24 protein-coding genes are annotated in these 23,649 nt (G+C 69.5%); 13 read left to right on the top strand and 11 right to left on the bottom strand.

Annotated elements, in window-relative coordinates; all coding sequences use genetic code 11:
• Positions 1–145: 145 nt before the first annotated feature.
• From FHW79_RS11725 to FHW79_RS11715, 3 genes are all read right to left on the bottom strand, one after another.
• Positions 146–1,432: an MFS transporter gene (locus FHW79_RS11725; RefSeq protein WP_183179076.1), complete on the bottom strand. Its 1,287-nt coding sequence runs from the start codon at positions 1,430–1,432 to the stop codon at positions 146–148.
• 284 nt (positions 1,433–1,716) lie between these two features.
• Positions 1,717–2,607, bottom strand: coding sequence for a LysR family transcriptional regulator (locus FHW79_RS11720; RefSeq protein ID WP_183179075.1), 891 nt, complete (start codon positions 2,605–2,607; stop codon positions 1,717–1,719).
• 172 nt (positions 2,608–2,779) lie between these two features.
• A complete protein-coding gene (locus FHW79_RS11715; RefSeq protein ID WP_183179074.1) occupies positions 2,780–3,262 on the bottom strand; it encodes an Lrp/AsnC family transcriptional regulator in 483 nt (160 codons plus the stop codon).
• Positions 3,263–3,402: 140 nt separating this feature from the next.
• Here FHW79_RS11715 and FHW79_RS11710 point away from each other — a divergent pair, with 140 nt between their 5' ends.
• From FHW79_RS11710 to FHW79_RS11690, 5 genes are all read left to right on the top strand, one after another.
• On the top strand, positions 3,403–5,811 hold the full coding sequence (locus FHW79_RS11710) for a transketolase (RefSeq protein WP_183179073.1): 2,409 nt from the start codon (positions 3,403–3,405) through the stop codon (positions 5,809–5,811).
• A 64-nt stretch (positions 5,812–5,875) separates the two neighbouring features.
• The gene (locus FHW79_RS11705) at positions 5,876–6,403 is read left to right on the top strand and encodes an Rrf2 family transcriptional regulator (RefSeq protein ID WP_183179072.1); all 528 of its coding nucleotides are present in this window, start codon (positions 5,876–5,878) and stop codon (positions 6,401–6,403) included.
• A gap of 170 nt (positions 6,404–6,573) precedes the next feature.
• Positions 6,574–6,963, top strand: a complete 390-nt coding sequence (locus FHW79_RS11700) for a DUF1360 domain-containing protein (protein ID WP_183179071.1) — start codon at positions 6,574–6,576, stop codon at positions 6,961–6,963.
• Positions 6,964–7,062: 99 nt separating this feature from the next.
• Entirely contained in the window at positions 7,063–8,148 is a 1,086-nt protein-coding gene (locus tag FHW79_RS11695; protein ID WP_145682077.1) for a site-2 protease family protein, read from the top strand.
• A 104-nt stretch (positions 8,149–8,252) separates the two neighbouring features.
• Positions 8,253–8,720: a hypothetical protein gene (locus tag FHW79_RS11690; protein ID WP_183179070.1), complete on the top strand. Its 468-nt coding sequence runs from the start codon at positions 8,253–8,255 to the stop codon at positions 8,718–8,720.
• A gap of 10 nt (positions 8,721–8,730) precedes the next feature.
• On the opposite strand, the gene FHW79_RS11685 is transcribed toward FHW79_RS11690, so the two are convergent.
• From FHW79_RS11685 to FHW79_RS11670, 4 genes are all read right to left on the bottom strand, one after another.
• On the bottom strand, positions 8,731–9,555 hold the full coding sequence (locus tag FHW79_RS11685; RefSeq protein WP_247884309.1) for an aminotransferase class IV: 825 nt from the start codon (positions 9,553–9,555) through the stop codon (positions 8,731–8,733).
• Positions 9,556–9,557: 2 nt separating this feature from the next.
• Positions 9,558–10,913, bottom strand: coding sequence for an aminodeoxychorismate synthase component I (pabB, locus tag FHW79_RS11680; protein ID WP_183179069.1), 1,356 nt, complete (start codon positions 10,911–10,913; stop codon positions 9,558–9,560).
• Positions 10,914–10,942: 29 nt separating this feature from the next.
• A complete protein-coding gene (locus FHW79_RS11675; protein WP_183179068.1) occupies positions 10,943–11,728 on the bottom strand; it encodes an SDR family oxidoreductase in 786 nt (261 codons plus the stop codon).
• A gap of 162 nt (positions 11,729–11,890) precedes the next feature.
• A complete protein-coding gene (locus FHW79_RS11670) occupies positions 11,891–12,481 on the bottom strand; it encodes a hypothetical protein (protein ID WP_183179067.1) in 591 nt (196 codons plus the stop codon).
• Between the two features lie 265 nt (positions 12,482–12,746).
• On the opposite strand from FHW79_RS11670, the gene trxC reads away from it, so the two are divergent.
• Positions 12,747–13,196: a thioredoxin TrxC gene (gene trxC, locus FHW79_RS11665; RefSeq protein WP_183179066.1), complete on the top strand. Its 450-nt coding sequence runs from the start codon at positions 12,747–12,749 to the stop codon at positions 13,194–13,196.
• 3 nt (positions 13,197–13,199) lie between these two features.
• On the opposite strand, the gene FHW79_RS11660 is transcribed toward trxC, so the two are convergent.
• From FHW79_RS11660 to FHW79_RS11650, 3 genes are all read right to left on the bottom strand, one after another.
• A complete protein-coding gene (locus FHW79_RS11660) occupies positions 13,200–13,811 on the bottom strand; it encodes a response regulator (protein WP_183179065.1) in 612 nt (203 codons plus the stop codon).
• Positions 13,801–15,642, bottom strand: a complete 1,842-nt coding sequence (locus FHW79_RS11655) for a PhnD/SsuA/transferrin family substrate-binding protein (RefSeq protein ID WP_183179064.1) — start codon at positions 15,640–15,642, stop codon at positions 13,801–13,803. The genes FHW79_RS11660 and FHW79_RS11655 overlap by 11 nt, the downstream gene beginning before the upstream one ends.
• Positions 15,643–15,746: 104 nt before the next feature.
• Positions 15,747–15,950: a DUF2892 domain-containing protein gene (locus FHW79_RS11650; protein WP_183179063.1), complete on the bottom strand. Its 204-nt coding sequence runs from the start codon at positions 15,948–15,950 to the stop codon at positions 15,747–15,749.
• A 120-nt stretch (positions 15,951–16,070) separates the two neighbouring features.
• Between FHW79_RS11650 and FHW79_RS11645 the strand changes: the two genes are divergently transcribed.
• The 3 genes from FHW79_RS11645 to FHW79_RS11635 are packed head-to-tail and all read left to right on the top strand — an operon-like array spanning position 16,071 to position 20,738.
• A complete protein-coding gene (locus FHW79_RS11645) occupies positions 16,071–17,123 on the top strand; it encodes an efflux RND transporter periplasmic adaptor subunit (RefSeq protein WP_183179062.1) in 1,053 nt (350 codons plus the stop codon).
• Between the two features lie 10 nt (positions 17,124–17,133).
• A complete protein-coding gene (locus tag FHW79_RS11640; protein WP_183179061.1) occupies positions 17,134–20,361 on the top strand; it encodes an efflux RND transporter permease subunit in 3,228 nt (1,075 codons plus the stop codon).
• A 53-nt stretch (positions 20,362–20,414) separates the two neighbouring features.
• Positions 20,415–20,738 (top strand): rhodanese-like domain-containing protein, encoded by a 324-nt coding sequence (locus FHW79_RS11635; protein ID WP_247884308.1) that lies wholly within the window; start codon positions 20,415–20,417, stop codon positions 20,736–20,738.
• A 10-nt stretch (positions 20,739–20,748) separates the two neighbouring features.
• On the opposite strand, the gene FHW79_RS11630 is transcribed toward FHW79_RS11635, so the two are convergent.
• Positions 20,749–21,099: a metalloregulator ArsR/SmtB family transcription factor gene (locus FHW79_RS11630; RefSeq protein WP_183179059.1), complete on the bottom strand. Its 351-nt coding sequence runs from the start codon at positions 21,097–21,099 to the stop codon at positions 20,749–20,751.
• Positions 21,100–21,284: 185 nt separating this feature from the next.
• On the opposite strand from FHW79_RS11630, the gene FHW79_RS11625 reads away from it, so the two are divergent.
• The 4 genes from FHW79_RS11625 to FHW79_RS11610 all read left to right on the top strand — a co-directional run bounded on the left by FHW79_RS11625 (position 21,285) and on the right by FHW79_RS11610 (position 23,543).
• Positions 21,285–21,671 (top strand): cytochrome c maturation protein CcmE, encoded by a 387-nt coding sequence (locus FHW79_RS11625; RefSeq protein ID WP_183179058.1) that lies wholly within the window; start codon positions 21,285–21,287, stop codon positions 21,669–21,671.
• A 92-nt stretch (positions 21,672–21,763) separates the two neighbouring features.
• The gene (locus FHW79_RS11620; RefSeq protein ID WP_183179057.1) at positions 21,764–22,327 is read left to right on the top strand and encodes a sigma-70 family RNA polymerase sigma factor; all 564 of its coding nucleotides are present in this window, start codon (positions 21,764–21,766) and stop codon (positions 22,325–22,327) included.
• Between the two features lie 3 nt (positions 22,328–22,330).
• Positions 22,331–23,149 carry a hypothetical protein gene (locus tag FHW79_RS11615; protein ID WP_183179056.1) on the top strand — a complete coding sequence of 273 codons (819 nt, stop codon included), beginning with the start codon at positions 22,331–22,333 and terminating at the stop codon, positions 23,147–23,149.
• A 58-nt stretch (positions 23,150–23,207) separates the two neighbouring features.
• Positions 23,208–23,543: a hypothetical protein gene (locus tag FHW79_RS11610; RefSeq protein ID WP_145704733.1), complete on the top strand. Its 336-nt coding sequence runs from the start codon at positions 23,208–23,210 to the stop codon at positions 23,541–23,543.
• The last annotated feature ends 106 nt before the right edge of the window (positions 23,544–23,649 follow it).

Genomic DNA, 23,649 nt, shown 5'->3' with positions numbered 1-23,649 from the left:
CTCGTCATCGTCAGCGGCTTCGCCCTCGCCTCCCTGCTCACCGCCGCCATCCAGTAAGCCCCTCGCTTGCATGAAAAAAGGGCCGCGCGGCCCGAGATTTCCCGGATCGCGCGGCCCCACGGTGCGAAACGCGAGGACGGCGTGGTCAGTCGGCGTGGGCGCCGCTCGGCATCGCCGGGGGCGTGACCTTGTTCCGGCCCCACTGACCGAGAACCACCAGCACCACGATGAAGGCCGTGATGTCGAAGACCGACAGGCAGACGAACAGCGGCTCGTAACCGATGGTGCTGGCGAGTTGGCCGATGATCAGCGAGAAGATCATGCCGCCCATGTAGCCGGCCATGCCGCCGAAGCCGGTCGCCGTGGCGACGTCCTGCTTCTCGAAGGTGTCGGTGACCAGGGCGTAGAGCAGGCTCGACAGCATCTGGTGCGCGAAGGCGCCGACCGAGAACAGGAAGATGGCGGTGATCGGGCTGCTGGTCAGGCCGATCAGGGCCGGGCCGATCATGCACACCGCGCCGATGCCGATGCCGGCGATGCGCGAGTTGACCAGCGACATGCGGAAACGCTTGGCGAAGAAGGGCGACAGGTAGCCGCTGAGGACGCAGCCGATGTCGGCGAACAGGAAGGGCAGCCAGGCGAACAGCGCGAACTGCTTGATGTCCATGCCGCGCGTGCTGACCATGTAGAGCGGGATCCAGAAGCTGAAGGTCTGCCACGCCGGCTCGGTCAGGAAGCGGGCGGCGGCGATGCCCCAGAACTTGCGCATGGTGACGACGCGCTTCATCGAAGGCTTGGGAAGCTCGACATGTTCCTGGCCGTCCAGGATGTAGGCGTGCTCCTCCTTGGTCAGGCGCGGGTGGTTCTCCGGGTTGCGGTACAGCGCCAGCCACAGCATCGACAGGCCGACGCCCAGCAGACCGGTGACGACGAAGGCGATCTGCCAGCTCCAGGTCACGGACAGCCAGATCACCAGCGGCGGGGCGATCATGGCGCCGACGGAGCTGCCGGTGTTGAACCAGCCCGTGGCGATGGAGCGTTCCTTGGCCGGGAACCACAGGGTGGCGGTCTTGGCGCCCGATGGCATGGCCGCCGCCTCGCTGATGCCAAGCAGGCCGCGGAAGAAGGCCATGGACTGCCAGCCGCCCGAGAAAGCGTGCAGGGCCGCGGCGCTGCCCCAGACAAAGGCGAACATCGCGTAACCGAACTTCAGGCCGATGAGGTCGGTCAGGTAGCCGGCAATCGGCTGCATCAGGCTGTAGCAGAGCTGGAACACGCTGACGATGTAGGAATACTGCTCCGTCGTGAAATGCAGTTCTTCCTTGAGCATCGGCGCCAGGATGCCCAGCGTGTTGCGGTCGATGTAGTTGATGATCGTCCCCAGCATGATGAGCGCCAGGACTTTCCATCTCAGGCCACGCACTATCTTCATGACTTCCTCACTTGCCTGTTCATCGGCAGGCATGGGCGCACGCCTTTCCCTTCCGGGAATTTCCTGGCGATTGCAATTTTTCAGATGGGGCCCAGGGCTTGAACACGGACACGCGGTGGGCTCCGCATATGCGGCATATATTAATATATCAGTTCAGCGCGCAAGCGCTAACTCGGGGGGCCCGCCATGCCCGACAATATGTCGCATACCAAATGGCAGAAAAAGAAAAAGGGCGCGGCCCTTTCCGGCGCCGCGCCCGTATCCCCCAACCCGTTGACCGGGAACTAGAATTGGCTTTCCGCCACTTTCCTGACCAGGAAGTCGCGGAAGACCGCGATGCGCTTGGAATGCCGCAGTTCCTCCGGATAGACGAAGAAGGCGTCCACCTTCGATCCGGACTGGTCCGGCAGCACCCGCACAATATCGCCAAGCCCGGCCACCAGATAATCGGGCAGCGCGCCGACGCCCAGCCCACTCTCCACCGCGCGGAAAATCGCGTAAAGGTTGTTGACCTGAAGGACGGTCCGGTCGCGGGCCACCGGATCGGTCACCAGATCGCGAAGCCAGTGCGTGTTGGCGAAGGGTGCGCGCAACTCCTGCGGATAGGTCACCAGATCGTGGGAGGCGAGATCGGCCACCGTCTGCGGTTCCCCCTTGCGGTCCAGATACCGGCGGTGCGCGTAGAGGTGCGAGCGGAAGGTCATCAGATGCCGCTGGATCAGGTCCGGCTGGCGCGGCGGGCTGACGCGGATCGCCACGTCGGCCTCGCGCATGCCCAGATCCAACTCCGTATCGGTGATCAGCAGGGTGAGTTGGATGTCCGGGTAGAGTGCCAGGAATTCCCCGATGCGCGGGGTCAGCCAGGTCGAGCCGAAGGCGGCCGTGGCCGTCACCTTCAGCGGCCCCTTGGCGGCGTCCTTGCTCTCGCTCAGCATCGCCTGGGTCATCGACAGCTTCGCGAAGATGTCGCGCGCCGCGTGGTTCAGCAACTCGCCCTGCTCGGTCAGAATCAGGCCGCGGGCATGCCGGTGGAACAGCGGAACGCCGAGGCTGTCCTCCAGCGCGCTGATCTGCCGGCTGACCGCCGATTGGCTGAGGTTGAGGGCCTCGCCGGCGTGGGTGAAGCTGCCGGCCTCGGCCACAGCGTGGAACACCCGCAACTTGTCCCAGTCCATCATCCCGTCCTGCTTCCCCTTGCCTTCGCCTGTTGGTCGGGGCCTGTCAGCGGGAGAATGTGCCGCGCGCCCCTGTTCCAACACTCTTTATGGCAAAACGCGGCCCAGGTCTTCCATCGCGAATGTCAGAGACCGAGGCGATGGACATTAGACGTCTAATTTTTGGCTCCGCTCATCCCGCCAAATGGCCCAGCGGCAGGGCCGTGCGGTAGCGCACCTGCTTCAGGGCGAAGCTGGACCGGATGTTGGCGACCCCGGAAATCCGCGTCAGGTGTTCTTTCAGAAAGCGCTCGTAGCTGGCGAGGTCGGGGACCACCACGCGCAACAGGTAATCGGCGTCGCCGGTCATCAGATAGCATTCCATCACCTCCGGCAGGGCCATCACGGCGGCCTCGAAGGCGTCGATCCGCTCCTCCACCTGTCGCTCCAGGCTGACGCTGACGAAGACGTTCACCGGCAGATCGACCGCGGCGGGATCGACCAGCGCGACGTGCCGGGTGATGACCCCCGCCTCCTCCAGCGCCTTGACCCGGCGCAGGCAGGGGGACGGCGACAGGCCGACGCGCTCCGCCAGGTCGTTGTTGGGCATCCGCCCGTCCTGCTGGAGCAGAGACAGGATCTTCCGGTCGATGCGGTCGAGTTTGATTTTTGGCATTTTATGCCGTCCATGCCGCCATTAAGCAATCTAATGCTAATCGTGCTGCGTTTCCGGCGCCACTTTGCAAATTCCTGCCGCGGCACAAATGATAGGCTTCACCGATCATCGACCGCCGTTCCGTCAAGAGGGAAACAGACATGGACGCGACCATTCCGAACCACGCCGACCTCGCCCGCCTGCGCGAGCTGGAGCGCAAGGTTCTCTGGCTCGCGTCCTGGACGATCCACAACGCCAACCACGTCCGCCCCAACCAGGACGGGCTGAAGATCGGCGGGCATCAGGCGTCCTCGGCCTCGCTGGCGACGATCATGACGGCGCTCTATTTCCAGGCCCTGCGCCCGGAGGACCGGGTGGCGGTGAAGCCGCACGCCAGCCCGATCTTCCACGCGATCCAGTATCTGCTGGGCAACCAGACCCGCGCGAATCTGGAGAATTTCCGCGGCTTCAAGGGCGCCCAGTCCTACCCGTCGCGGACCAAGGACGTGGACGACGTGGACTTCTCCACCGGCTCGGTCGGGCTGGGGGTGGCGCAGACGCTCTTCGCCTCGCTGGTGCAGGATTATGTGAAGGCCAAGGGCTGGGCGAAGGACCTCCCCGAGGGGCGCATGGTGTCGCTGGTCGGCGACGCCGAGATGGACGAGGGCAACATCTTCGAGGCGCTTCAGGAGGGCTGGAAGCACGGGCTGCGCAACACCTGGTGGATCGTCGACTACAACCGCCAGAGCCTGGACGCGGTGATCCGCGAAGGTCTGTGGGAGCGGTTGGAGAACATCTTCCGCGCCTTCGGCTGGGACGTGGTGATCCTGAAATACGGCGCCCTGATGCAGGCGGCCTTCCAGGAGGAGGGCGGCCAGCGGCTGCGCGATTGGATCGACCGCTGCCCGAACCAGCTCTATTCCGCGCTGACCTACCAGGGCGGCGCGGCGTGGCGGAAGCGGCTGCTCGACGACCTCGGCGACCAGGGGCCGGTGACCCGGCTGATCGAGCGCCGCAGCGACGAGGAGCTTGCCCTTCTGATGGGCAACCTGGGCGGCCATGACCTGCCCTCGCTGCTCGACGCCTTCGCCCAGGCGCGCACCCATGACCGGCCGGTCTGCTTCATCGCCTACACCATCAAGGGCGCCGGTCTGCCGCTGGCCGGGCACAAGGACAACCATTCCGGCCTGATGACCCCGGCGCAGATGGAGGCGTTCCGCGCCGCCAACGCCGTCCGTCCGGGCCACGAGTGGGACCGTTTCGAGGGGCTGAGCCTGCCGGAGGCGGAATTGGACGCCTTCCTGAAACGGGTGCCCTTCGCGGCCAAGGGACGGCGGCGCCATGGCGCCGCGGCGGTGCCGGTGCCGGCGGCCCTGGCGGCCCCGTCGCAGAAGGCGCTGTCCACCCAGGCCGCCTTCGGCCTGATCCTGAACGAGCTGGGACGGGAGAAGACGGAACTGGCGGAACGCATCGTGACGACCGCGCCGGACGTGACGGTGTCCACCAACCTCGGCGCTTGGGTGAACCGCCGCGGCCTGTTCGCCAAGAGCGCGCTGGCCGACCTGTTCAAGAAGGAGCGCATCCCCTCCACCTACAGCTGGGACTTCTCGCCCGACGGCCAGCATTTCGAGCTGGGCATCGCCGAGTCCAACCTGTTCATCCTCTTGTCGGCGCTGGGCCTGTCCCATTCGCTGTTCGGGGAGCGGTTGCTGCCCATCGGCACCGTCTACGACCCCTTCGTCATGCGGGCGGCGGACCAGATGAACTACGCCTGCTATCAGGACGCGCGGTTCCTGCTGGTGGCCACGCCGTCCGGCGTGACGTTGGCCCCGGAGGGCGGGGCGCACCAATCCATCGCCACGCCGCTGGTCGGCATGGCCCAGGACGGGCTCGCCTGCTTCGAGCCGGCCTTCGCCGACGAACTGGCCGTCACCATGCGCTGGGCCTTCGACTACATGCAGCGGGAGGGCGAGGGAGAGCCGGACGAGCGGAACTGGCTGCGCGACGAGACCGGCGGTTCGGTCTATCTGCGCCTGTCCTCGCGTGTGCTCGAACAGCCGGTCCGGACGATGGATGCGGAGCTGGAGAGCGGCATCGTCCAGGGCGCCTACTGGCTGCGCCGCCCCGGTCCGAACGCCCAGGTGGTCGTCGCCTACAGCGGCGTGGTGGCGCCGGAGGCCATCGAGGCGGTGGGCATGCTCGGCGAGGACCGCCGCGACGTTGGCCTGCTGGCCGTCACCTCCGCCGACCGGCTGCACGCCGGCTGGAGCGCGGCGCAACGGGCGCGCGAACGCGGCAAGCCCCACGCGCGCTCCCACGTTGAACGCCTGCTGGAGGGCGTGCCGCCCCATTGCGCGTTGGTGACCGTGCAGGACGGGCACCCGGCGGGGCTGGGCTGGCTGGGCTCGGTTCAGGGGCACCGCACGCGGGCGCTGGGGGTGGAGCATTTCGGCCAGACCGGCACCATCGCGGACCTCTACCGCCATCACGGCCTCGACGCCCAGGCCATCGTCCGCGCCGCGGAAGCCCTCTCCCCCGGCCGCCCGGTCCGTTACTTGAAGGCGGTGTAAACCGGGTGAACCGGCGGCATTGAGGGGCTCTGGCGCCGTTCCGGGGCGAAGGGTACAGTCGGACATGGTCGGTCCCGTCCCAACAGGGCCGACACCCCCTCCCCCTGCAACGAGTTTCGCCACCGTGAGGATCGACAGCCGGTTATCCCGCATGCTCCATGTCCTGCTGCACATGGCAGAGGAAAGCCAGCCCATCACGTCGGAGCGCGTGGCCGCCATGCTGGGAACCAACGCGGCGGTTGTCCGCCGAACGATGGCCGGACTGAGAAGCGCCGGCTACGTCCATTCGGTGAAAGGCCACGGCGGCGGGTGGACGCTCGCACGCGATCTAAACCAAATCACGCTGTTTGACATACATCGCGCCGTCGGGACCGAGCGGCTGTTCGCGATCGGCTTCGACAACGACAATCCGGACTGCCTCGTGGAGCAGGTCGTGAACGGCTCAATGAGGGAGGCGTTGCGGCAGGCCGAGGCCATACTCATCGAACGTCTCCAATCGGTCACGCTCGCCGAATTGTCCTGCGAATTCCACCAACGGCTTCCCGCTGCCGCGTCGGCGCACGGACCGACGGAGCGCGGAACGAGTTCCTGACCTTAGGATTCGACCGACGGGCACGATCGGTGGAGCGGCTTGACTCGACCTTTCATGTATCATTATAAGTTACGTGATTGAGCGGCCGGGGCCTCTCGCTTCCAGCATGTCGCGCCGCGGCGCCACGCTCCCCCTCAAGGCCAATCCCCCTTCCTCCCGACGGAGTTTCCATGACGGACACTGTCAACCCGCAGGCTTGGGCCGCCTTCTGGACCTGCCTTGTGATCGCGCTGGCCTCGTCCAGCATTTCCATCACGATCACCCAGACCGAACTGTTCGCCCCGCTGCGGGCTTGGGCGACCAAAGTCCACCCCATGGTGGGACATCTTCTGCACTGCTTCTACTGCACCAGCCATTGGGCCGTCATGGCCGGCATCCTGATTTACCAGCCGGTGTTGGTGTCGAGCGGCCATCACGCGGCCGACCTGATCGTGTCAGCCTTCTTCACGATCACGGTCGCCACCCTGACAAGCGGGCTGGTCTTCAGTGTCTTCCTGGCGGCGATGGCCAAGGCGATGAAGGAACGTGTGCTGAAGAGGATTCTGAGCGAAGACGCTTGAGGTGCCCCAGGCATTCCCGACACGCCTATGCCGTTGTGCGCTGCGCGACACCACATAAGGATCACACCCACATCGGTCACAGCGCGAGGCGAGGTCGGGATGAGCTGGTCGATCCCCATCGGCACCGTGAAGGGCACGGTGATCCGCATCCACATCACCTTCTTCCTGTTCCTGCTGTGGATCGGCGCCGCCTACCACGCGCAGGGCGGCTGGCCGGCGGCGCTGGAGGGGGTGGTCTTCCTCTCGCTGCTGTTCCTCTGCGTGCTGCTGCACGAGTTCGGCCACGTCTTCGCCGCCCGGCGCTATGGTGTGCGCACACCGGACATCACCCTGCTGCCCATCGGCGGGGTGGCGCGGTTGGAACGTCTGCCGGAAAAGCCGTCGCAGGAGTTGGTGGTGGCTCTGGCCGGGCCGGCGGTCAATCTGGTGATCGCGGCCCTGCTCTATGCCGCGCTCGGCGGCTTCGTGCCGGCGGGGGCGGCGGAGGTGCAGAACGCCGGCATCGACGTGCTGTCCCGGCTCGCCGTGGTCAACCTGTTCCTCGCGCTGTTCAACCTGATCCCCGCCTTCCCCATGGACGGCGGGCGCGTGCTGCGGGCGGTGCTGGCGAGCCGCATGGGCTATGTCCGCGGCACCCAGGTGGCGGCCTCGGTCGGGCAGGCGGTGGCCATCGGGCTGGGGCTGCTCGGGCTGTTCGGCAACCCGATGCTGCTGTTCATCGCGCTGTTCGTCTATCTGGGCGCCTCGTCGGAGGCGCACGCGGTGCAGATGCGTGAGATCACCCATGGCGTGGTCGTGTCGGACGCCATGGTCACCCGCTTCGAGACGTTGCCGCCGTCCGGCGTGCTGGAGGACGCGGTGCAGTGCCTGATCCGGACGACCCAGCACGAGTTTCCCGTGGTGGACGGGGCCGGCACGCTGCGCGGCGTGCTGACCCGCGACGACCTGATCCGCGCCCTGCGCGACCGCGGCCCGGACACGCCGGTGCTGGAGGTGATGCGCCCCGACATCCCCGTGATCCACCGGCACGGCAAGCTGGAGGAGGCGCTGCGCCTGATGCAGGAGAAGAGCCTGCCCGCGGTCGGCGTCGATGACGGGAACGGGCGGCTGGTCGGTCTCGTCACCCCGGAGAATGTGGGGGAGATGATGATGGTCCAGGCCGCCCGGCACGCGCTTCGCCGCTGACCACCTCCCCCTTCCGTTGCGCGGCCTCTCCCTTCGGGAACAAGCGGCGGACGGGGTCATTGTGCTAGGACAGCGGATGCCCCCACATCGGAAGGGAGGATGAGATGGCGATGCGTTCCACGCGCCGGGCGGCGTTGGCCCTGGCCGGATTTGCCGGGATGACCGCCGCCATGGCGGGACGGAAGGCCGCGGCGGATCAGCCCGGCGTCCACCGCGTCGCCATCCAGGTCAGCAGCAACGACCCGGCGCTGATGAACATGGCGCTGAACAACGTCAAGAACATCATCGAATACTACAAGAACATCGGCGAACCGGTGGAGGTCGAGCTGGTCACCTTCGGCCCCGGCCTGCACATGCTGCGCGCCGACCGTTCGCCGGTGAAGGACCGGCTGGCGTCGCTCAAGGGCAGCCTGCCGACCCTGACCTACTCCGCCTGCGAGAACACCCGCAACGGCATGATCCGCGTCGAACAGGGCGAGATCCCCATGGTGCCGGAAGCCAAGCTGGTGCCCTCCGGCGTCGTCCGGCTGATGCAGCTTCAGGAGGAGGGCTGGTCCTACCTCCGACCGTGACGGGGCCGTTCTACTCCGCCGCGATGTCCTTCAGCAGGGCCGCCGTCACCGGCCCCACGGTCCCGGCGCCGATGGCCTGCCCGTCGACGCGCAGCAGCGGGCGTACGCCGAGGCTGTTGGTCAGGAAGGCTTCCCCGGCCCCCAGCAGGTCGGCGACGGAAAGCGGCGCCTCCCCGGCATCGCCCCGTTCCAGGATCAGCGCGCGGCGGATGCCCGGCAGGGCGCCCTCGGCGACCGGCGGAGTCAGCGGACGCCCGTCCCGGACGATGAACAGGTTCGCCACGCTGGACTCGGCCAGACGGCCCGCGCCGTTGAGCAGGAGAGCCTCTCCAGCGCCGCGCGTCGCCGCCTCCTGGCGGGCGAGGATGGAGTCCAGGTAATTCAGCGACTTCACCCGCGACAGCGGCGAATGCTCGTTGCGCCGGGTGCTCCGGGCGATGACCGCCTCCACCGGGCCGGCGGGCGGCGGAGCGGGGGCCAGCGTCATCAGCAGAGTCGGCACGGCGTCCGCTGGCGGCAACACGCCGCGCGCGCCGGTGCCCCGCGTCAAGGTGATCCGCAGCACGCCCTCCGCCCGGCCCTCCGCTGCGATCAGCGCTTCAGCGGCGGCGGTCAGCGCCGCCGCGCCGTGGGGGAGCGGCAGGCCGAGCAGCGCCGCGCTGTCCGCCAACCGTGTGAGATGCCGGTCGAGATGGCGGGCCGTGCCGCCGGCCACCCGGATCGTCTCGAACAGCCCGTCGCCCAGCGTGAAGCCGCGGTCCGCCGGGTCGATCCGCGCCTCCGCCGCCGGCAGCAGGCGCCCGTTCAGCCAGACGACGTTCATGGCCGGGCTCATGGTCAGGTCTCCCCCAGCGCGCGGAGCTGGGCACGGATCTTGACCATCATCTCCTCATGCTCGTCCGCCGGGTCGGAATCGGCGACGATGCCGCCGCCGGCCTGGGCGAACACCGTGTCCGGCGTGATCGACAGGGTGCGGATGACGATGCTGCTGTCCATCGCGCCGTCGAAGCCGAGCCAGGCGACGGAGCCGCAATAGGCGCCGCGCCGCGCCACCTCCAGCTCGTCGATGATCTGCATGGCGCGGATCTTGGGCGCCCCGGTGATCGAGCCGCCGGGCAGCGCCGCCCGCAGCAGGTCGACCGCCCCCAGGCCGGGCCGCAGCCGCGCCGTGACCACCGAGACGAGGTGATGGACGCTGGCGAAGCTCTCCAGCCCGTAGAGCGTCGGCACCCGGACGCTGCCCACCCGCGACACCCGGCCGAGGTCGTTGCGCAGCAGGTCGGTGATCATCAGGTTTTCCGCCCGGTCCTTGACGCTGGCCGTCAGTTCCGCGGCGGCGGCGGCGTCCGCGGCGGGATCGGCGTAGCGCGGGCGGGTGCCCTTGATCGGGCGCGTCTCGAGCTCCCCGGCGGCGCTGAGACGGATGAAGCGCTCCGGTGAGGCGCTGGCGATGCGCAGGCGCGGGCCGCAGTCGAGATAGGCGGCGAAGGGCGCCGGGCTGATCGCGCGCAGCCGCCGGTACAGCGCGTAGGGGTCCAGTCCATCGCGCCGCTCGGCCAGGAAGCGCTGCGTGAAGTTGGCCTGATAGATGTCGCCGGCCCGGATGTACTCCAGCACCCGCTCCACCCGCGCCAGATAGTCGTCCCGCTCCAGTTCGCTGCGCCAGGGGGCGGCCGGGACGGGGCCGAGGGGGGACACTCCGCCGCCCTCCAGCCGGGCCGCCAGGGCGCGGGCGCGGGCCTCCGCCTCCGGGCGGGCAGCGATCACCCAGGCGCGGCGCTCGGCATGGTCGAAGGCGGCCACCGCGTCGTAGAAGCCGAAGGCCATCTCCGGCTGGCCGCCGGGGTTGGCGTGGCGCGAGCGGATGCGCTCCAGCCGCAGCCCCGCCTCGTATCCGATGAAGCCGACCGCCCCGCCGCAGAAGGGCGCCGGTCCCGGCGGCCCTTCTGGACGGGCGTGGCGCGCCAGTTCCTCCGCCAGCACGGCGAAGGGGTCGCCGTCCACCGGCCGGCCGTCGAGATAGGCCCGCCCGTCCAGCGACTCCAAGGTGCGGACGGGCTCCGCCGCGATGTAGCTGTAGCGGCCATGGGTGGGGTGCGGGGCGGCGCTGTCGAGCAGCATCGACCAGGGCTGTCCGGACAGGGCGCGGAAAGCCTCCGCCGGATCGGCGCATGACAAGGGGATCGCCAGCATGGCGGCGCAACTTCCTCTAAGACCGGCCTTCACATGAGAATGGTGGCGCCGCCGTCCACCACCAACACATGCCCATTGACGTAGGACGCGGCGGGCGAGGCCAGGAAGACCGCGGCCCCGGCGATTTCCTCCGGGCGGCCCCAGCGGCCGATCGGGGTGCGTCCCTCGAAATAGGCGGACAGGGCCGGGTTGCCGGTGATGCCGGCGTTGGTCTCCGTCGCGAAGAAGCCCGGCGCGATGGCGTTGCTGGTCAGGCCCTTGCCGCCGTACTCGGCGGCGAGCGCCCGCACCATGCCGGCCAGTCCGGCCTTGGCAGCGGCGTAGACCGCGTCGTTGGCGCGGGCGATTTGCCCGGAGATGGAAGTCACCGTGATCAGCCGTCCGAAGCCCTGGGGCAGCATCAGCCGCGCCGCTTCCCGCGCCAGGATCAGGCCGGCGGCCAGATCGACGTTGAGCAGCTCGCTGATTTCCTCGTCCGCGAAGTCGGTCAGCGGCTTGCGGTTGCGCTGCCCGACATTCTGGACCAGCACGTCCAGCCGCCCATGGTCCCGGGCGATCCGCGCGAAGGCGTCCCGCACCGCGCCCCGGTCGGCCACGTCGAAGGCCAGGACGGAGGCCCGCCCGCCGGCCGCGGCGATGGCCTCGGCCACCGGCTCCAGCCGCGCGGCGTCGCGCCCGTTCAGCAGCACATGGGCGCCGGACCCGGCCATGGCGCGGGCGATTTCCAGACCCAGCCCGCGCCCGGACCCGGTGACCAGCGCCACCCGGCCTTCCAGCGAAAACTGCGACAGATAGGGAAGATGCGGGGCGGTCATGGTCACCGATGCGAAGGGCGTGAGCGGTTTTTCAGGTTTAGCAGATGCTCCGCCGGATGGCACTCCGTTCGGCGTCAGACACCGGGGTGACTGGATATGAAGTTCCCTCTCCCCAGAGGGGAGGGGTCTATAAAGGCAAATGCGATAGCCCTGCATCAGACTTCAGGCGCGGGGAAGCAGTTCCACCGTTTCCGCGATGGTCCAGCCGTCCGCCCGCACCAGCCGCCCGATACGCCCGTACAGCGTGGCTCCGGACGGCACACGCCCCTCCGCGGTCCAGGCCTCGACGGCCGGCGCGGTCAGCAGGCCCATCACCTCCACCGAGAAGACGACGCCGTTGCGCGCCAGCAGGCGCCCGAAGGGCTCCGTCCCCTCGCGAAGCTGTTCGGCGAAGGCCGCGGGAAAGCCGTCGAGCGCAATGCGGATGCTCGCCAATTCCACCGGCAGCGTGTCCGGCCCCACGGTCAGAACGATGTCGCGCAGCAGCGCCGTCCCGTCCGGCTCCATCCGCTGGCGCAGCACCCGCACGCCCACCGGCTCGCCCCACCGCTCCGACAGGACGGCGGTCATGCCGCGGTCGTGGTCGAGCAGCGTTCGGAAGGGCGCCGGAACCGCGGCAGCGGGCAATGTGCACAGCGCCCGCGCTCCGGCCCCCCATCCCACCGTCAGAGCCCGCGCGCGCGCCAGGACGGAACCGGACTCGTCCACGGAGGAACAGCCGGCGGCGGAGGCGGACGAAAAGGAAGGCTTCATTCGAAATCGCGGTTCTGCGGAAGGGCGTGGGCGGAACGACGCGGCCATTCCCGACGGGGGACGGCCACGGGGCGGCATTCTAGGAACAGCGCCCGCCCAACCGCAATGCCGAAGGCGCACATCCCTGCGTCGTGCCCACGTATGCCCCCAAACGAAAAAAGGTTGTCGCCCGCAGCCCTGCCCCGCGCCGCCGGCCTCTTGCGCTTGCCGCGCACTGCATTAGATCACGCTCATAAAGACGCCCGTCTTGGAGGGAAGCCGCGCCATGTCCGACCTTCTGCACGTCGCCTGCCCGAGCTGCGACACCCTGAACCGCATGCCGCGCGCCCGCCTGGACCAGCCCGGCGCCGGGAAATGTGGCCGCTGCGGGCAGCCGCTGTTTCAGGGCACGCCCATCGCGCTGACCGCCGCACGCTTCACAGCCCAGGCGGAGCGCAGCGACCTGCCGCTGCTCATCGACTTCTGGGCGGAGTGGTGCGGGCCGTGCCGGATGATGGCGCCAGTCTTCGAGCAAGCCGCCGGCCGGCTGGAGCCGCACGTCCGCCTCGCCAAGGTCGACACCGAGGCCGCACCCGATCTGGCCGCCCGCTTCGGCGTGCGCAGCATCCCGACCCTCGTGCTGGTCCATCACGGGCGCGAAGTGGCCCGCACCGCCGGGGCGATGCCGCTGCCCGCCCTGCTCGGCTGGGTGCGGCAGGCGATGGCGGCCGTCTGAGCGCTACTCCGCTTCCAAGAGAAGGCGGGTCAGGTCGGAGACGGAGGCGACCTCCAGCTTGTCCATGACGTTGTGGCGGTGCACCTCCACCGTCTTCAGGCTGAGGTTGATCTCCGCCGCGACAACCTTGTTGGGCTTGCCCTGCACCACCAGATCAGCGACCTGCCGCTCCCGCGGGGTCAGGCGGGCCAGCAGGGCGCGGACATGGGCCTTGCGCGCCTGCGCCTCCCACGCCCGCCGGGACGTCTCCAGCGCCTCGTGCACCCGGTCGAGGAGGAGCTGGTCGTTGAAGGGCTTCTCGATGAAGTCCACCGCCCCGGCGCGAAAGGCGCGGGCGGCCATCGGCACGTCGCCGTGGCCGGTGATGACCACGACGGCCAGCACGGAGCCGGCGCGGGCCAGCGTGTCCTGCAGTTCCAGCCCGCTCATGCCCGGCATCCGCACGTCGGTGACGAGGCAGCCGGGCCGGTCGGCGCGGACGGCGCGCAGGAACTCCTCGCCGGAGCCGAACGACTCCACCGCCACGCCCAGCGAGCCGATCAGCCAGCCCAGCGAATGGCGCATCGCCGGATCGTCGTCCACCACGTAAACGGTGCGGGCCGCGTCAGCCTGCATCTACCTTCTCCTCCGCTGCGGGCAGGACGAAGCGCACCACGGTGCCCCCGCCCGGATGATCGGTGGCCCAGAGATGGCCGCCATGGCTTTCCACGATGGTCCGGCAGATCGACAGGCCGAGGCCCATGCCGCCGGGCTTGGTGGTGAAGAAGGGATCGAACAGCCGCGCTCGCGCGTCCTCCGACAGGCCGTGCCCGCGATCGGCCACCGCGATCTCCACCCGCCCCTCCCCGTCCAGCCCGGTGCGCACGGTGACGCCCCTGCCCTCCCCCGCCCCATCATCCATGGCGTCCAGCGCGTTCTTGACCAAGTTGAGCACGACCTGCTCGATCTGCACCCGGTCGGCCAGCACCGGCGGCAGGCCGGGGGTCAGGTCGCGGGTGACCGGGATGTTGCCGCTGCGCGCCCGCCCCTCGCAGAGCTGCAACGCCGCTTCCACCGCGCCGTTGACGTCGGCCGGCTCCAGCTGGACGGCGCGCTTGCGCACGAAGTCGCGGATGCGCGCGATGATCTGCCCGGCGCGGTCGGCCTGGGCGGCGATGGCGCGGGAGGCCTCCGCGAACTCCGCGGCGCTGCCCACCCCGGCCTCCAGCCGCCGCGTGCAGCCGCGCGCGTAGTTGGCGATGGCGCCGAGCGGCTGGTTCAGCTCATGCGCGATGTTGCTGGCCATCTCGCCGAGGATGGAGAGGCGGGCCACATGGTCCATCTCCTTCTGCCGTTCCCGCGCGGTGTCCTCGGCGCGGCGGCGTTCGGCCATCTCGTGGCGCAGCTCGCGGTTGGCCGCGCGCAGTTCCGCCGTGCGCACCTTGATGAGATGCTCCACCCGCAGCGAATGGACCGCCCACCACAGCAGGGCCAGCGCCGCCAGCGCCAGCCAGTGCCAATGCTCCCGTGCGAGGTCGAGCAGGGTGACGTCGCGCAGATGCTCGTAGGGGCCGATGCGGAGGCTGCGAAACAGGCCGTGGACCGGCTGGTAGTCCATCGGCACCGTCCAGCCCTCGTAGCCGCCGACCAGCGCCGCCGGATGGCCGTCCGGCATCTGGAACAGAGCGACCACCACTGCCTTCGCCAAGTCCTCCGGCGTTTTGGCCAGCCGGGCGAGCGGCCAGTCGGGGTAGAGCCCGGTGGACAGGGCGCAGCCGAATCCCGGCTCCGTCCGGGTGCCGACGATTTGGAAAGCCGCGCGGTCGAGGTGGCCTTCCGCGGCCAGCTCCTCCAGCACGCAGGCGCGCAGCACGCCGGCGTCCACCGCGCCGTCGCGGACGGCGAAGGCGACGCGGTCCACAGGAAAACCGGAGAAGCGCAGCTCCTTCAAATCGGTGTAGGGATCGACCCCAGCCGTCAGCATCGCCCCCCAGGCGATCTGGAAGCCGCCAAAGGCGTCGGGGTCCACCGCCATCACGGACTTGCCCTTCAGGTCGGCGAGGCTGCGGATGTCGTCGCGCCCGGCCCGGACGATCAGGGCCGAGCCCACCGCAGCCCCCGACGCGCCGGAGCGGGAGGAATGGAGCGTGGCGATGCGGGTGACGCCGTGGCGGGCCTCCAGCTCCACGTAATTGCCGGTGTTCGTCAGCACGAAATCGACGCTGCCGGCGGCCACCGCCGCGTCCATGCCCGGCAGGTCGAGCGGCACCATTTCCGCCCCGCGCCGCAGAAAGCGGTCGGCCAGATAGCGGACGGTCGGCTCCCACACCGCGTTCGCATGGTCGCCGCCACGGTAGGCCAGCACGCCGACGCGAATCGGCGGCTCCGCCGCCTGGGCGGGAAGCCCGGCGGAGAGCGCCCCCAACAGCGCCAGCATCAGGCAACCCGGGCGGACCGTGAACCGCATGGCATCCTTCGGACGGGTGAAGACGCGGGGAACCGCGGGAACGGCCCCCGACGCGCCGCATACACCCTTACGCCGACGCTTTCAATCCGCGCGGGCGCATGCGCTCAGGGGAAGGCGACGCCGGGGCGCAGGCCGATCCGCTTCAGCACGATCGCCAGCGGGCAGAAGCCGGTGAAGGCCGCCTGGAGCAGGTTGGCCCCGACGAAGACCGTCAGCCACAGCCAGTTCGGACCGTGCATTTGGGACAGGGCGAGGCTCAGCAGAATCATGGCTCCGGCGAAAGCCATGACGACGCGGTCGATGCTCATAATGCGGTCCCCCCGTACCGGTTGGCGGGGTCATTTCATTCGTTGCCACTAATTTAGTAATATCTAAATTATGGAGTCAAGACACCACGCGTTCCGCTCCCCCGTCTGAAGTGGCCCACCATGCCCCGCTCGCTCGTCCCATACACGCCAGCCCGCAAGGTGCTGCTCGCCGTTGCCCTGCTGGCGCTCCTCCTGCCCGCATCCGCAATGGCGGCCGAGTCCGGCACCCTGACCGTCCAGCCGCGCCCGGTGGAGGACCTGAAGGCCGTCTTCGCCACGGTGGAAAGCGTGCGCGAGACGATGGCCCGCACCCGCATCGGCGGGACCGTCGCCGATCTGACGGTGAGGGAGGGCGACAAGGTGACCGTCGGGCAGGTCATCGCGACCGTGCGCGACCCCAAGCTGCCGCTCCAGCTCACAGCACTCGACGCGCGCATCCAGGCGCTGACCGCGCAGCAGCATCAGGCGGAGCTGGAGCTGGGCCGCGCCCGCCAGCTCCGCGCCAGCGGCACCGGCACGCAGCAGCGGCTGGACGACGCCCAGGCGGCGCTGGACGTCGCCCGCGCCCAGATCGCCGCCATGGAGGCCGAACGCTCCGTCGTCGCCCAGCAGTTGCAGGAGGGGGAGGTGCTGGCCCCGGCCGCCGGGCGCGTTCTCCAGGTCAGGGTGATCGCCGGCGCTGTGGTCATGCCGGGCGAGCCGGTCGCCGGCATCGCCACCGACACCTACATTCTGCGGCTGCGCTTGCCGGAGCGGCACGCCCGCTTCCTGAAGGAGGGCGACCCGGTGCTGGTCGGCCAGCGCGGGCTGGCCCCGGTGGCCTCCGCCGATCCCGGAGCCACGGCGCTGGCGCGCGGCGCCGTGCGGCAGGTCTATCCGGAGATGGCCGGCGGTCGGGTGGTTGCCGACGCCACGGTCAGCGGTCTCGGCGACTTCTTCGTCGGCGAGCGGGCGCGGGTCTATGTCGCCACCGGCACGCGCGACGCGGTGGTGATCCCGCCGGACTGGCTGCTGCGCCGCTTCGGCACCGATTTCGTCCGGCTGGCCGACGGGACGGAGGTTCCGGTCCAGGCGGGCGGTGAGATTCCCACGGTCGGCGATCGGCCCGGTGGGCTGGAGATCCTGTCCGGCCTGAAGCCCGGCGACGTCATCGTCCGCCCGGCGGGCTCGTGAGGGGGACCCCATGAGGCTCGGCCTGTCCGGGGTGCTGACGCGGACCTTCATCCGCTCCCCCCTGACCCCGCTGCTGCTGCTCGCCTCGCTGGCGGTCGGCGCCATCGCCCTGATGTCCCTCCCGCGCGAGGAGGAGCCGCAGATCAGCGTCCCCATGGTCGACATCCTCGTCCAGGCCGACGGGCTGAAGGCCGGCGACGCGGTGGAGCTGGTCACCCGGCCGCTGGAGGAGATCGTCAAGGGCATCGACGGGGTGGAGCACACCTACAGCCAGACCATGGACGACCGTGTGGTGGTCACCGCGCGCTTCCTCGTCGGCACCCCGTCCGACGACGCCATCCTGCGCGTGCACGAGCGGGTGCGGGCCAGCATGGACCGCATCCCGCTGGGCATCCCGGAACCGCTGATCGTTGGGCGCGGCATCAACGACGTCGCCATCCTGACGCTCACCCTGTCGCCCCGGGCGGAGGCCGCCGGGCGCTGGACCGTCAACGCCCTGCACGGCGTGGCCGACGACCTGCTGGGCCAGCTCACCCAGGTCGAGGATGTCGGGCGCAGTTTCATCGTCGGGGGGAGCCCCGACCAGATCCGCGTGGAGCCCGACCCGGAGCGGTTGGCGCTCTACGGAGTCACGCTGAACCAGCTCGTCGACAAGGTGAGGAACGCCAACCGCTCCTTCATCTCCGGGTCGCTGCGCAGCACGGGCGGCAGCCTGCCGGTGGTCGCCGGCCAGACCCTTCAGGGGACGACGGACATCGGGCTGCTTCTGGTCACCACACGCGACGGGCGGCCCGTCTATGTGAAGGACGTCGCCGACGTGGTGGCGGGGGCGCGCCCCGACGAGAGCAGCGCTTGGCATCTGGTGCCGGACGGCAAGGGCGGGCTGGTCCGTACCCCCGCCGTCACCATCGCCATCGCCAAGCGCGCCGGGGCCAACGCCGTCACCATCGCCGACCGCGTGCTGGAGCGCGTTCAGGCCATCCAGGCGGAGGGGCTGCCCAGGGACCTGACGCTGACCGTCACCCGCAACTACGGCGAGACGGCCGACGAGAAGGTGAACGAGCTGCTGTTTCATCTGGCGCTCGCCACCGTCACCATCGTCGGGCTGATCATCCTAGCCATCGGCTGGCGCGAAGGGCTGGTGACCCTGGTCGTCATCCCGACGACGATCCTGCTGACCCTGTTCGCGTCCTGGCTGATGGGCTACACCATCAACCGGGTCAGCCTGTTCGCCCTGATCTTCTCCATAGGCATCCTGGTCGACGACGCCATCGTGGTGGTGGAGAACATCGACCGCCATTGGTCGATGCGCGACGGGCGGAGCAAGGTCCAGGCCGCCGTCGAGGCGGTGGCGGAGGTCGGCAACCCGACCATCGTCGCCACCCTGACGGTCATCGCCGCGCTTCTGCCGATGATGTTCGTCTCCGGCCTGATGGGCCCCTACATGAGCCCGATCCCGGCCAACGCCTCCGCCGCCATGGTCTTCAGCTTCTTCGTCGCCATGGTGCTGACGCCCTGGCTGATGGTGACGCTGCGTCCGGGGGAGCTGCCGGCGCACGGGAACGGGCATGGCGAGGACGGCGGTGGGCGGCTGGGCCGCCTCTACCGCGCCGCCGCGCGCCCGCTGGTGCGCAGCAAGCGCCGCGCCTGGATCTTCCTGCTGGCGGTCGGGGTGGCCACCCTCGCCTCGACGGGTCTGTTCTACAGCAAGGACGTGGCGGTGAAGCTGCTGCCCTTCGACAACAAGTCGGAGCTTCAGGTGGTGCTCGACCTGCCGCGCGGCGCGGCGCCGGAGGACGCGGAGCGCGCCCTGCTCGCCGCAGCACAAAAGATCGCCGATCTGCCGGAACTGGCCAGCGTCCAGGCCTATGCCGGGACCGCCTCTCCCTTCAATTTCAACGGTCTGGTCCGGCACTACTACCTGCGCGACCAGCCGGAGCAGGGCGACCTCCAGGTCAACCTCGCCCCCAAGGGCGAGCGGAGCCGCAGCAGCCACGCGGTCGCGCTCGACATCCGGGCGCGGCTCTCCACCCTCTCCCTGCCCGCCGGGGCCGTGCTGAAGGTGGTCGAGGTGCCGCCCGGCCCGCCCGTGCTGTCCACCCTGCTGATGGAGGTCTACGGCCCCGACGCCGAGACGCGGCGCAAGGCGGCGCTGGCGGTGGAGGACGCCTTCCGCGGCGTGGACTTCATCGTCGACGTGGAGAACAGCATCCGCCCGACCGGCGACCGGCTGCGTTTCGCGCTGGACCGCGAAAGCCTGGAGTTCCACGGCGTGGAGGAGCAGGCGGTATACGACACGCTGCGCGCGCTGACCGGCGGCGTTCCGGTCGGCTACTCGCACCGCGGCGCGGGGCGCACCCCCATCGAGATCGCCGTGCGGATGCCGCGCTCCGGCCTGTTCCTGTCCGAGCGCCTGCTCGCCACCCCGGTTCCGGGGGCGCGCGGCACGGTGGAGCTCGGCGATCTGGTGACGATGACCCGCGAACCGGCTTCCCACACGCTGTTCCGCCACAACGGGCGCTTCGCGGAGATGGTCATGGCCGATCTGGCCGGGCGGTTCGAGGCGCCGATCTACGGCATGCTGGCGGTGCAGGAGCGGCTGGAAACCGTCGATTGGGCCGCCGCCGGGCTCGCCGCCGCGCCGGAGGTCCGGCTGCACGGCCAGCCCGACGACCAGAGCCGGCCGGTGCTGCTGTGGGATGGCGAGTGGGAAATCACTTATGTCACCTTCCGCGACATGGGGGCGGCCTTCGGGGTGGCGATCCTGGGCATCTATCTGCTGGTCGTCGCGCAGTTCGGCAGCTTCAAGCTGCCGCTGGTCATCCTGGTGCCGGTGCCGCTGACGCTGATCGGCATCGTGCTGGGCCACTGGCTGTTCGGCGCGGCCTTCACCGCCACCTCGATGATCGGCTTCATCGCGCTGGCCGGGATCATCGTGCGCAACTCCATCCTGCTGGTGGATTTCATCCGCCATCTGCGGGAGCGCGGGATGCCGCTGCGCGCGGCGGTGCTGGAGGCCGGGGCGATCCGCTTCAAGCCGATCCTGCTGACCGCCGTCGCCGCGATGATCGGCGCCGCCTTCATCCTGACCGACCCGATCTTCCAGGGGCTGGCGATCTCGCTGCTGTTCGGGCTGTTCAGCTCGACCCTCCTGACGGTGCTGGTGATCCCGGCGATCTACATCGTCCTGCGCGGGGAAGCCACTGACCATCGTGAACCTTCCAACGTCCAGGGATGACCATGCTCAAGACCCTACTCTCCTTCCTCGGCCTCAACCGGAGCGCAAACCCCATGAGCGACCAGATCAAGACCGTCGACGCCGCCACCGTCATGGGCTGGCTGAAGGACGGCTCGGCGGTGATCGTCGATGTCCGCGAGCCGCAAGAGCACCGCGCCGGTCACATCCCCGGCGCCACGCTGGTGCCGCTGTCGCAGTTCGACCCGGCCCGCGTGCCGGACGCGACGGGCAAGCATCTGGTCTTCCATTGCCAAAGCGGGCGGCGCTGCGGCCCGGCGTCGGCCAGGATGGCGGCTGCCGGGTTTTCCAGAGACATTCATCGGCTGAGCGGCGGCATGGCCGCCTGGATGGCCGCGTCCGGCCCGATCGAGCGCTGAAGGGAGTGTTTCAGGGGCTGGGGTCCGCATCAGCCACGCAGCGCGCGCCGACGCAGAACTGGCGGTACAGTTCCAGCAGGATCGGCCGCACCCGGTCCGACCCGATGTGGTAGTGGATCGAGGTGCCGTCGCGCCGGGTGGCGACCAGCCCCTCGTCCCGCAGCTTGGCGAGATGCTGCGACAGGTTCGACTGCGACAGGCCGAGCCGCCGCGCGAGGTCGCCCACCGGCATTTCCCCGTCCAGCAGGCTGCACAGGATCATCAGCCGGTGACGGCTGGCGATGGAGCGCAGGAAGGCTTCCGCCTCGGCAGCCCGCTCTTCCAGCTCGGCGGGGTCGAGCGGCGGCTCGATGGATGGCATGAGCCACGTCCACCCTAAAAATGAGTCATTTCTAATTTATAAGCTGCCCCCCGCCGATCAAGCGGTTTGTGACCGGCCTCCCTGAACCGCGGTTGAACGCCCCGTTCAGGCGAGGCTCAGCCGCACCCTGCCATGATCCTTCCTGTTCGGGCGGACCTCCCGCCCCTTGCGATGGAGACAGGATCATGCGCCCTTCCACCACCCTCCCCGCCCTGGCCGCCCCCGTCCTGGCGGCGGCCTTCGTCGCCCTTCTGCTGTCCGGTTCCGCCGATGCCGGCGAGCGGCACCGCAGGGTTCAGGCCGCCTCGCCGCAGCCGGTCGCCGAGGTGCTGCGGACCGGGGGCGGCACCGTCTCCGGGTCGGTCGCCGCGGTGGGCGTCAACTGGATGACCGTTCAGGACGACAGCGGCCGGACGGATGTCAGGATGCGCGGCGCCCTACCGGAAGGCATTGCGCAAGGCGCACCCATCACCGTCACCGGACGTGCCAGCAAGGGCGGGCTGATGGCCAGCGAGATCATCCTCGCCGACGGCTCCCTGCACCGGCCGTCCCGCGACCACGACGACGATTGACCGCGGAAAGCGTCCCGCCCCGGGATTAAAAGGCCCTCCCGAAACGAAAACAGAGCAGGAAATCGGGAAAATCCAGTCCACGGGGTGGAGACGTGACGTTCAGCCTGCGCGATCAACTGTCGAATCAACTGCGCTCCCTGCGCCGCTACGCCCTCGCGCTGGCGCGCAACCGCGACGATGCGGAGGATCTCGTGCAGGAGACGCTGGTGCGCGCCATTTCCGGTTCCCGAACCTTCCGGCCGAACGGCGACCTGCGGTCTTGGCTGTTCGGCATCCTGCACAACGTCCACGTCAACGGGGTGCGGCGGGAGCAGGTGCGGGCGCGCGGCGCCTCGGCCATCGAGGCCATGGCCTACGGGCAGATGCCGCCCAACCAGCCCGACCATGTCGAATTGATGCGGACCATCGAAGCCTTCTCCACCCTTCCCGACGAGCAGCGCCGTGTCCTCACCCTCGTCGCCGTGGAGGGCATGAGCTACCAGGAGGCCGCCCGCCAGTTGGACATCCCGCTCGGCACGCTGATGTCGCGCCTGGCCCGCGGGCGGGAGGCGTTGCGCGTCGAGATGGGCCATCGGGAAATGGGCCGCCGGGAGATCGGCCGCCGGGAGATCGGCCAAGGCGACCGCGCCCAGACCGCCCTGCGGGCGGTGAGGTGAGCCATGGGCGGCGATCCCATCAGCCTCAACCAGGACGTCGACCTGCATCTCTACATGGACGGGGAGATGGAGCCGGCCCGCCGCGCCGCCTTCGAAGCGCAGCTCGCCGTCAACCCGGCCCTGGCCGCCAAGCTGGACGAGTATCGGCACCAGCAGGAAATGCTGAAGCTTGGCCTCGACATGATGGCCGCCGTTTCGGTGCGGGAAACCGAAACGCTGGCGGGACGCCTGCGCTGGCGCCTGGACATGGACCGCTTCTCCCGGCGGGTCGCCCCGCTGGCCGCCGCCATGCTGCTGGTCATGGGGGGGTGGAGCCTGACCGTGTGGGTGCAGTCGGGCGGGACCGCCGGGCCGCAACTGGCCGGCGCGGTCGATGATGTCCCCGCCTTCGCGGACGAGGCGGCGGAGGCCCATTCCAAGGCGGTCGCGCTCAACACGCTGCAGCCGGCCCCGCCCCAGATGGACGCAACGCCGGTCCCGGCGCAGACCGCCCAGGTGCCGCTGCCAGAGGGCCGCGGCATGACGGTGGCGCTTCCCGCCATCGGTCCGGAACTGACCCTGATCCGGGCCAGCATCGTTCCATGGAACCATGGCACCGCTCTCCAGTTTCTCTACAGGGAACCGGACGGCGAACTGCTGACCCTGTTCGTCGCGTCGGGAGGTCCGGCGCAGGATGGCACGCTGCACACCGTCGTGCAGGACAGCCTGCGGCTCGTCTACTGGCGGGCCGGGCTGGTCGCCTACACCGTCACCGGCAACAAGGCCGACGGCGATCTGCTGACCGTCGCCAAGAAGATGGCGGACAGCATCCGCCGATCCTGACACCGCACCGCCCTGAGACCCTGTCGGGCGGAGCCCACCAAGCCTGTGGAGCCCAGCCATGAGCCTGTACACCGATCCGGACGAGCGGAACGGCCACCCGCTGGACATGGTCGAAACCTTCGTCGCCCGCGAGCATTGGGAACCCATCCTGCGGCAGGCCGCCTTCAACGGCATGGTGCTGGGCGCGGTCACCCTGCTGCTGGGGCTGGACGCGCTGCCCGGCCTCGCGATCATCCACATCATCACCTTCGCGTCGGGCATGGCCCAGGGCTTCCTGGCGCTGCGCCTGGAGGAGAGCGGGCAGGACGAGGCCGCCGTCGCCGTGGGACGCCGCTCCATGGCCGCCTTCACGCTGGCCTCGGTCACGCTGCTGCTGATGCCCTTCGCGGCCTGACCCGCGCAGAAGTCACGCGCGGAACCGGCCGTTCCGTGTCATGGTCCCCGTCCCGCCGGGGACCTCCCCCGCGCGGGGACTCCGATCCAAGGGAATGGAACAGCCG

It is taken from the genome of Azospirillum sp. OGB3, from assembly GCF_014192915.1.
Taxonomy (GTDB): Bacteria; Pseudomonadota; Alphaproteobacteria; order Azospirillales; family Azospirillaceae; genus Azospirillum.
This window is presented reverse-complemented; position numbering and strand designations above follow the sequence as displayed.

What these genes read in the sequence shown, in the direction of transcription:
- FHW79_RS11725 (WP_183179076.1), bottom strand. Translation starts at nt 1,432, where the DNA reads ATGAAGATAGTGCGTGGCCTGAGATGGAAAGTCCTGGCGCTCATCATG.
- FHW79_RS11720 (WP_183179075.1), bottom strand. Translation starts at nt 2,607, where the DNA reads ATGGACTGGGACAAGTTGCGGGTGTTCCACGCTGTGGCCGAGGCCGGC.
- FHW79_RS11715 (WP_183179074.1), bottom strand. Translation starts at nt 3,262, where the DNA reads ATGCCAAAAATCAAACTCGACCGCATCGACCGGAAGATCCTGTCTCTG.
- FHW79_RS11710 (WP_183179073.1), top strand. Translation starts at nt 3,403, where the DNA reads ATGGACGCGACCATTCCGAACCACGCCGACCTCGCCCGCCTGCGCGAG.
- FHW79_RS11705 (WP_183179072.1), top strand. Translation starts at nt 5,876, where the DNA reads ATGGTCGGTCCCGTCCCAACAGGGCCGACACCCCCTCCCCCTGCAACG.
- FHW79_RS11700 (WP_183179071.1), top strand. Translation starts at nt 6,574, where the DNA reads ATGACGGACACTGTCAACCCGCAGGCTTGGGCCGCCTTCTGGACCTGC.
- FHW79_RS11695 (WP_145682077.1), top strand. Translation starts at nt 7,063, where the DNA reads ATGAGCTGGTCGATCCCCATCGGCACCGTGAAGGGCACGGTGATCCGC.
- FHW79_RS11690 (WP_183179070.1), top strand. Translation starts at nt 8,253, where the DNA reads ATGGCGATGCGTTCCACGCGCCGGGCGGCGTTGGCCCTGGCCGGATTT.
- FHW79_RS11685 (WP_247884309.1), bottom strand. Translation starts at nt 9,555, where the DNA reads ATGAGCCCGGCCATGAACGTCGTCTGGCTGAACGGGCGCCTGCTGCCG.
- pabB (WP_183179069.1), bottom strand. Translation starts at nt 10,913, where the DNA reads ATGCTGGCGATCCCCTTGTCATGCGCCGATCCGGCGGAGGCTTTCCGC.
- FHW79_RS11675 (WP_183179068.1), bottom strand. Translation starts at nt 11,728, where the DNA reads ATGACCGCCCCGCATCTTCCCTATCTGTCGCAGTTTTCGCTGGAAGGC.
- FHW79_RS11670 (WP_183179067.1), bottom strand. Translation starts at nt 12,481, where the DNA reads ATGAAGCCTTCCTTTTCGTCCGCCTCCGCCGCCGGCTGTTCCTCCGTG.
- trxC (WP_183179066.1), top strand. Translation starts at nt 12,747, where the DNA reads ATGTCCGACCTTCTGCACGTCGCCTGCCCGAGCTGCGACACCCTGAAC.
- FHW79_RS11660 (WP_183179065.1), bottom strand. Translation starts at nt 13,811, where the DNA reads ATGCAGGCTGACGCGGCCCGCACCGTTTACGTGGTGGACGACGATCCG.
- FHW79_RS11655 (WP_183179064.1), bottom strand. Translation starts at nt 15,642, where the DNA reads ATGCGGTTCACGGTCCGCCCGGGTTGCCTGATGCTGGCGCTGTTGGGG.
- FHW79_RS11650 (WP_183179063.1), bottom strand. Translation starts at nt 15,950, where the DNA reads ATGAGCATCGACCGCGTCGTCATGGCTTTCGCCGGAGCCATGATTCTG.
- FHW79_RS11645 (WP_183179062.1), top strand. Translation starts at nt 16,071, where the DNA reads ATGCCCCGCTCGCTCGTCCCATACACGCCAGCCCGCAAGGTGCTGCTC.
- FHW79_RS11640 (WP_183179061.1), top strand. Translation starts at nt 17,134, where the DNA reads ATGAGGCTCGGCCTGTCCGGGGTGCTGACGCGGACCTTCATCCGCTCC.
- FHW79_RS11635 (WP_247884308.1), top strand. Translation starts at nt 20,415, where the DNA reads ATGAGCGACCAGATCAAGACCGTCGACGCCGCCACCGTCATGGGCTGG.
- FHW79_RS11630 (WP_183179059.1), bottom strand. Translation starts at nt 21,099, where the DNA reads ATGCCATCCATCGAGCCGCCGCTCGACCCCGCCGAGCTGGAAGAGCGG.
- FHW79_RS11625 (WP_183179058.1), top strand. Translation starts at nt 21,285, where the DNA reads ATGCGCCCTTCCACCACCCTCCCCGCCCTGGCCGCCCCCGTCCTGGCG.
- FHW79_RS11615 (WP_183179056.1), top strand. Translation starts at nt 22,331, where the DNA reads ATGGGCGGCGATCCCATCAGCCTCAACCAGGACGTCGACCTGCATCTC.
- FHW79_RS11610 (WP_145704733.1), top strand. Translation starts at nt 23,208, where the DNA reads ATGAGCCTGTACACCGATCCGGACGAGCGGAACGGCCACCCGCTGGAC.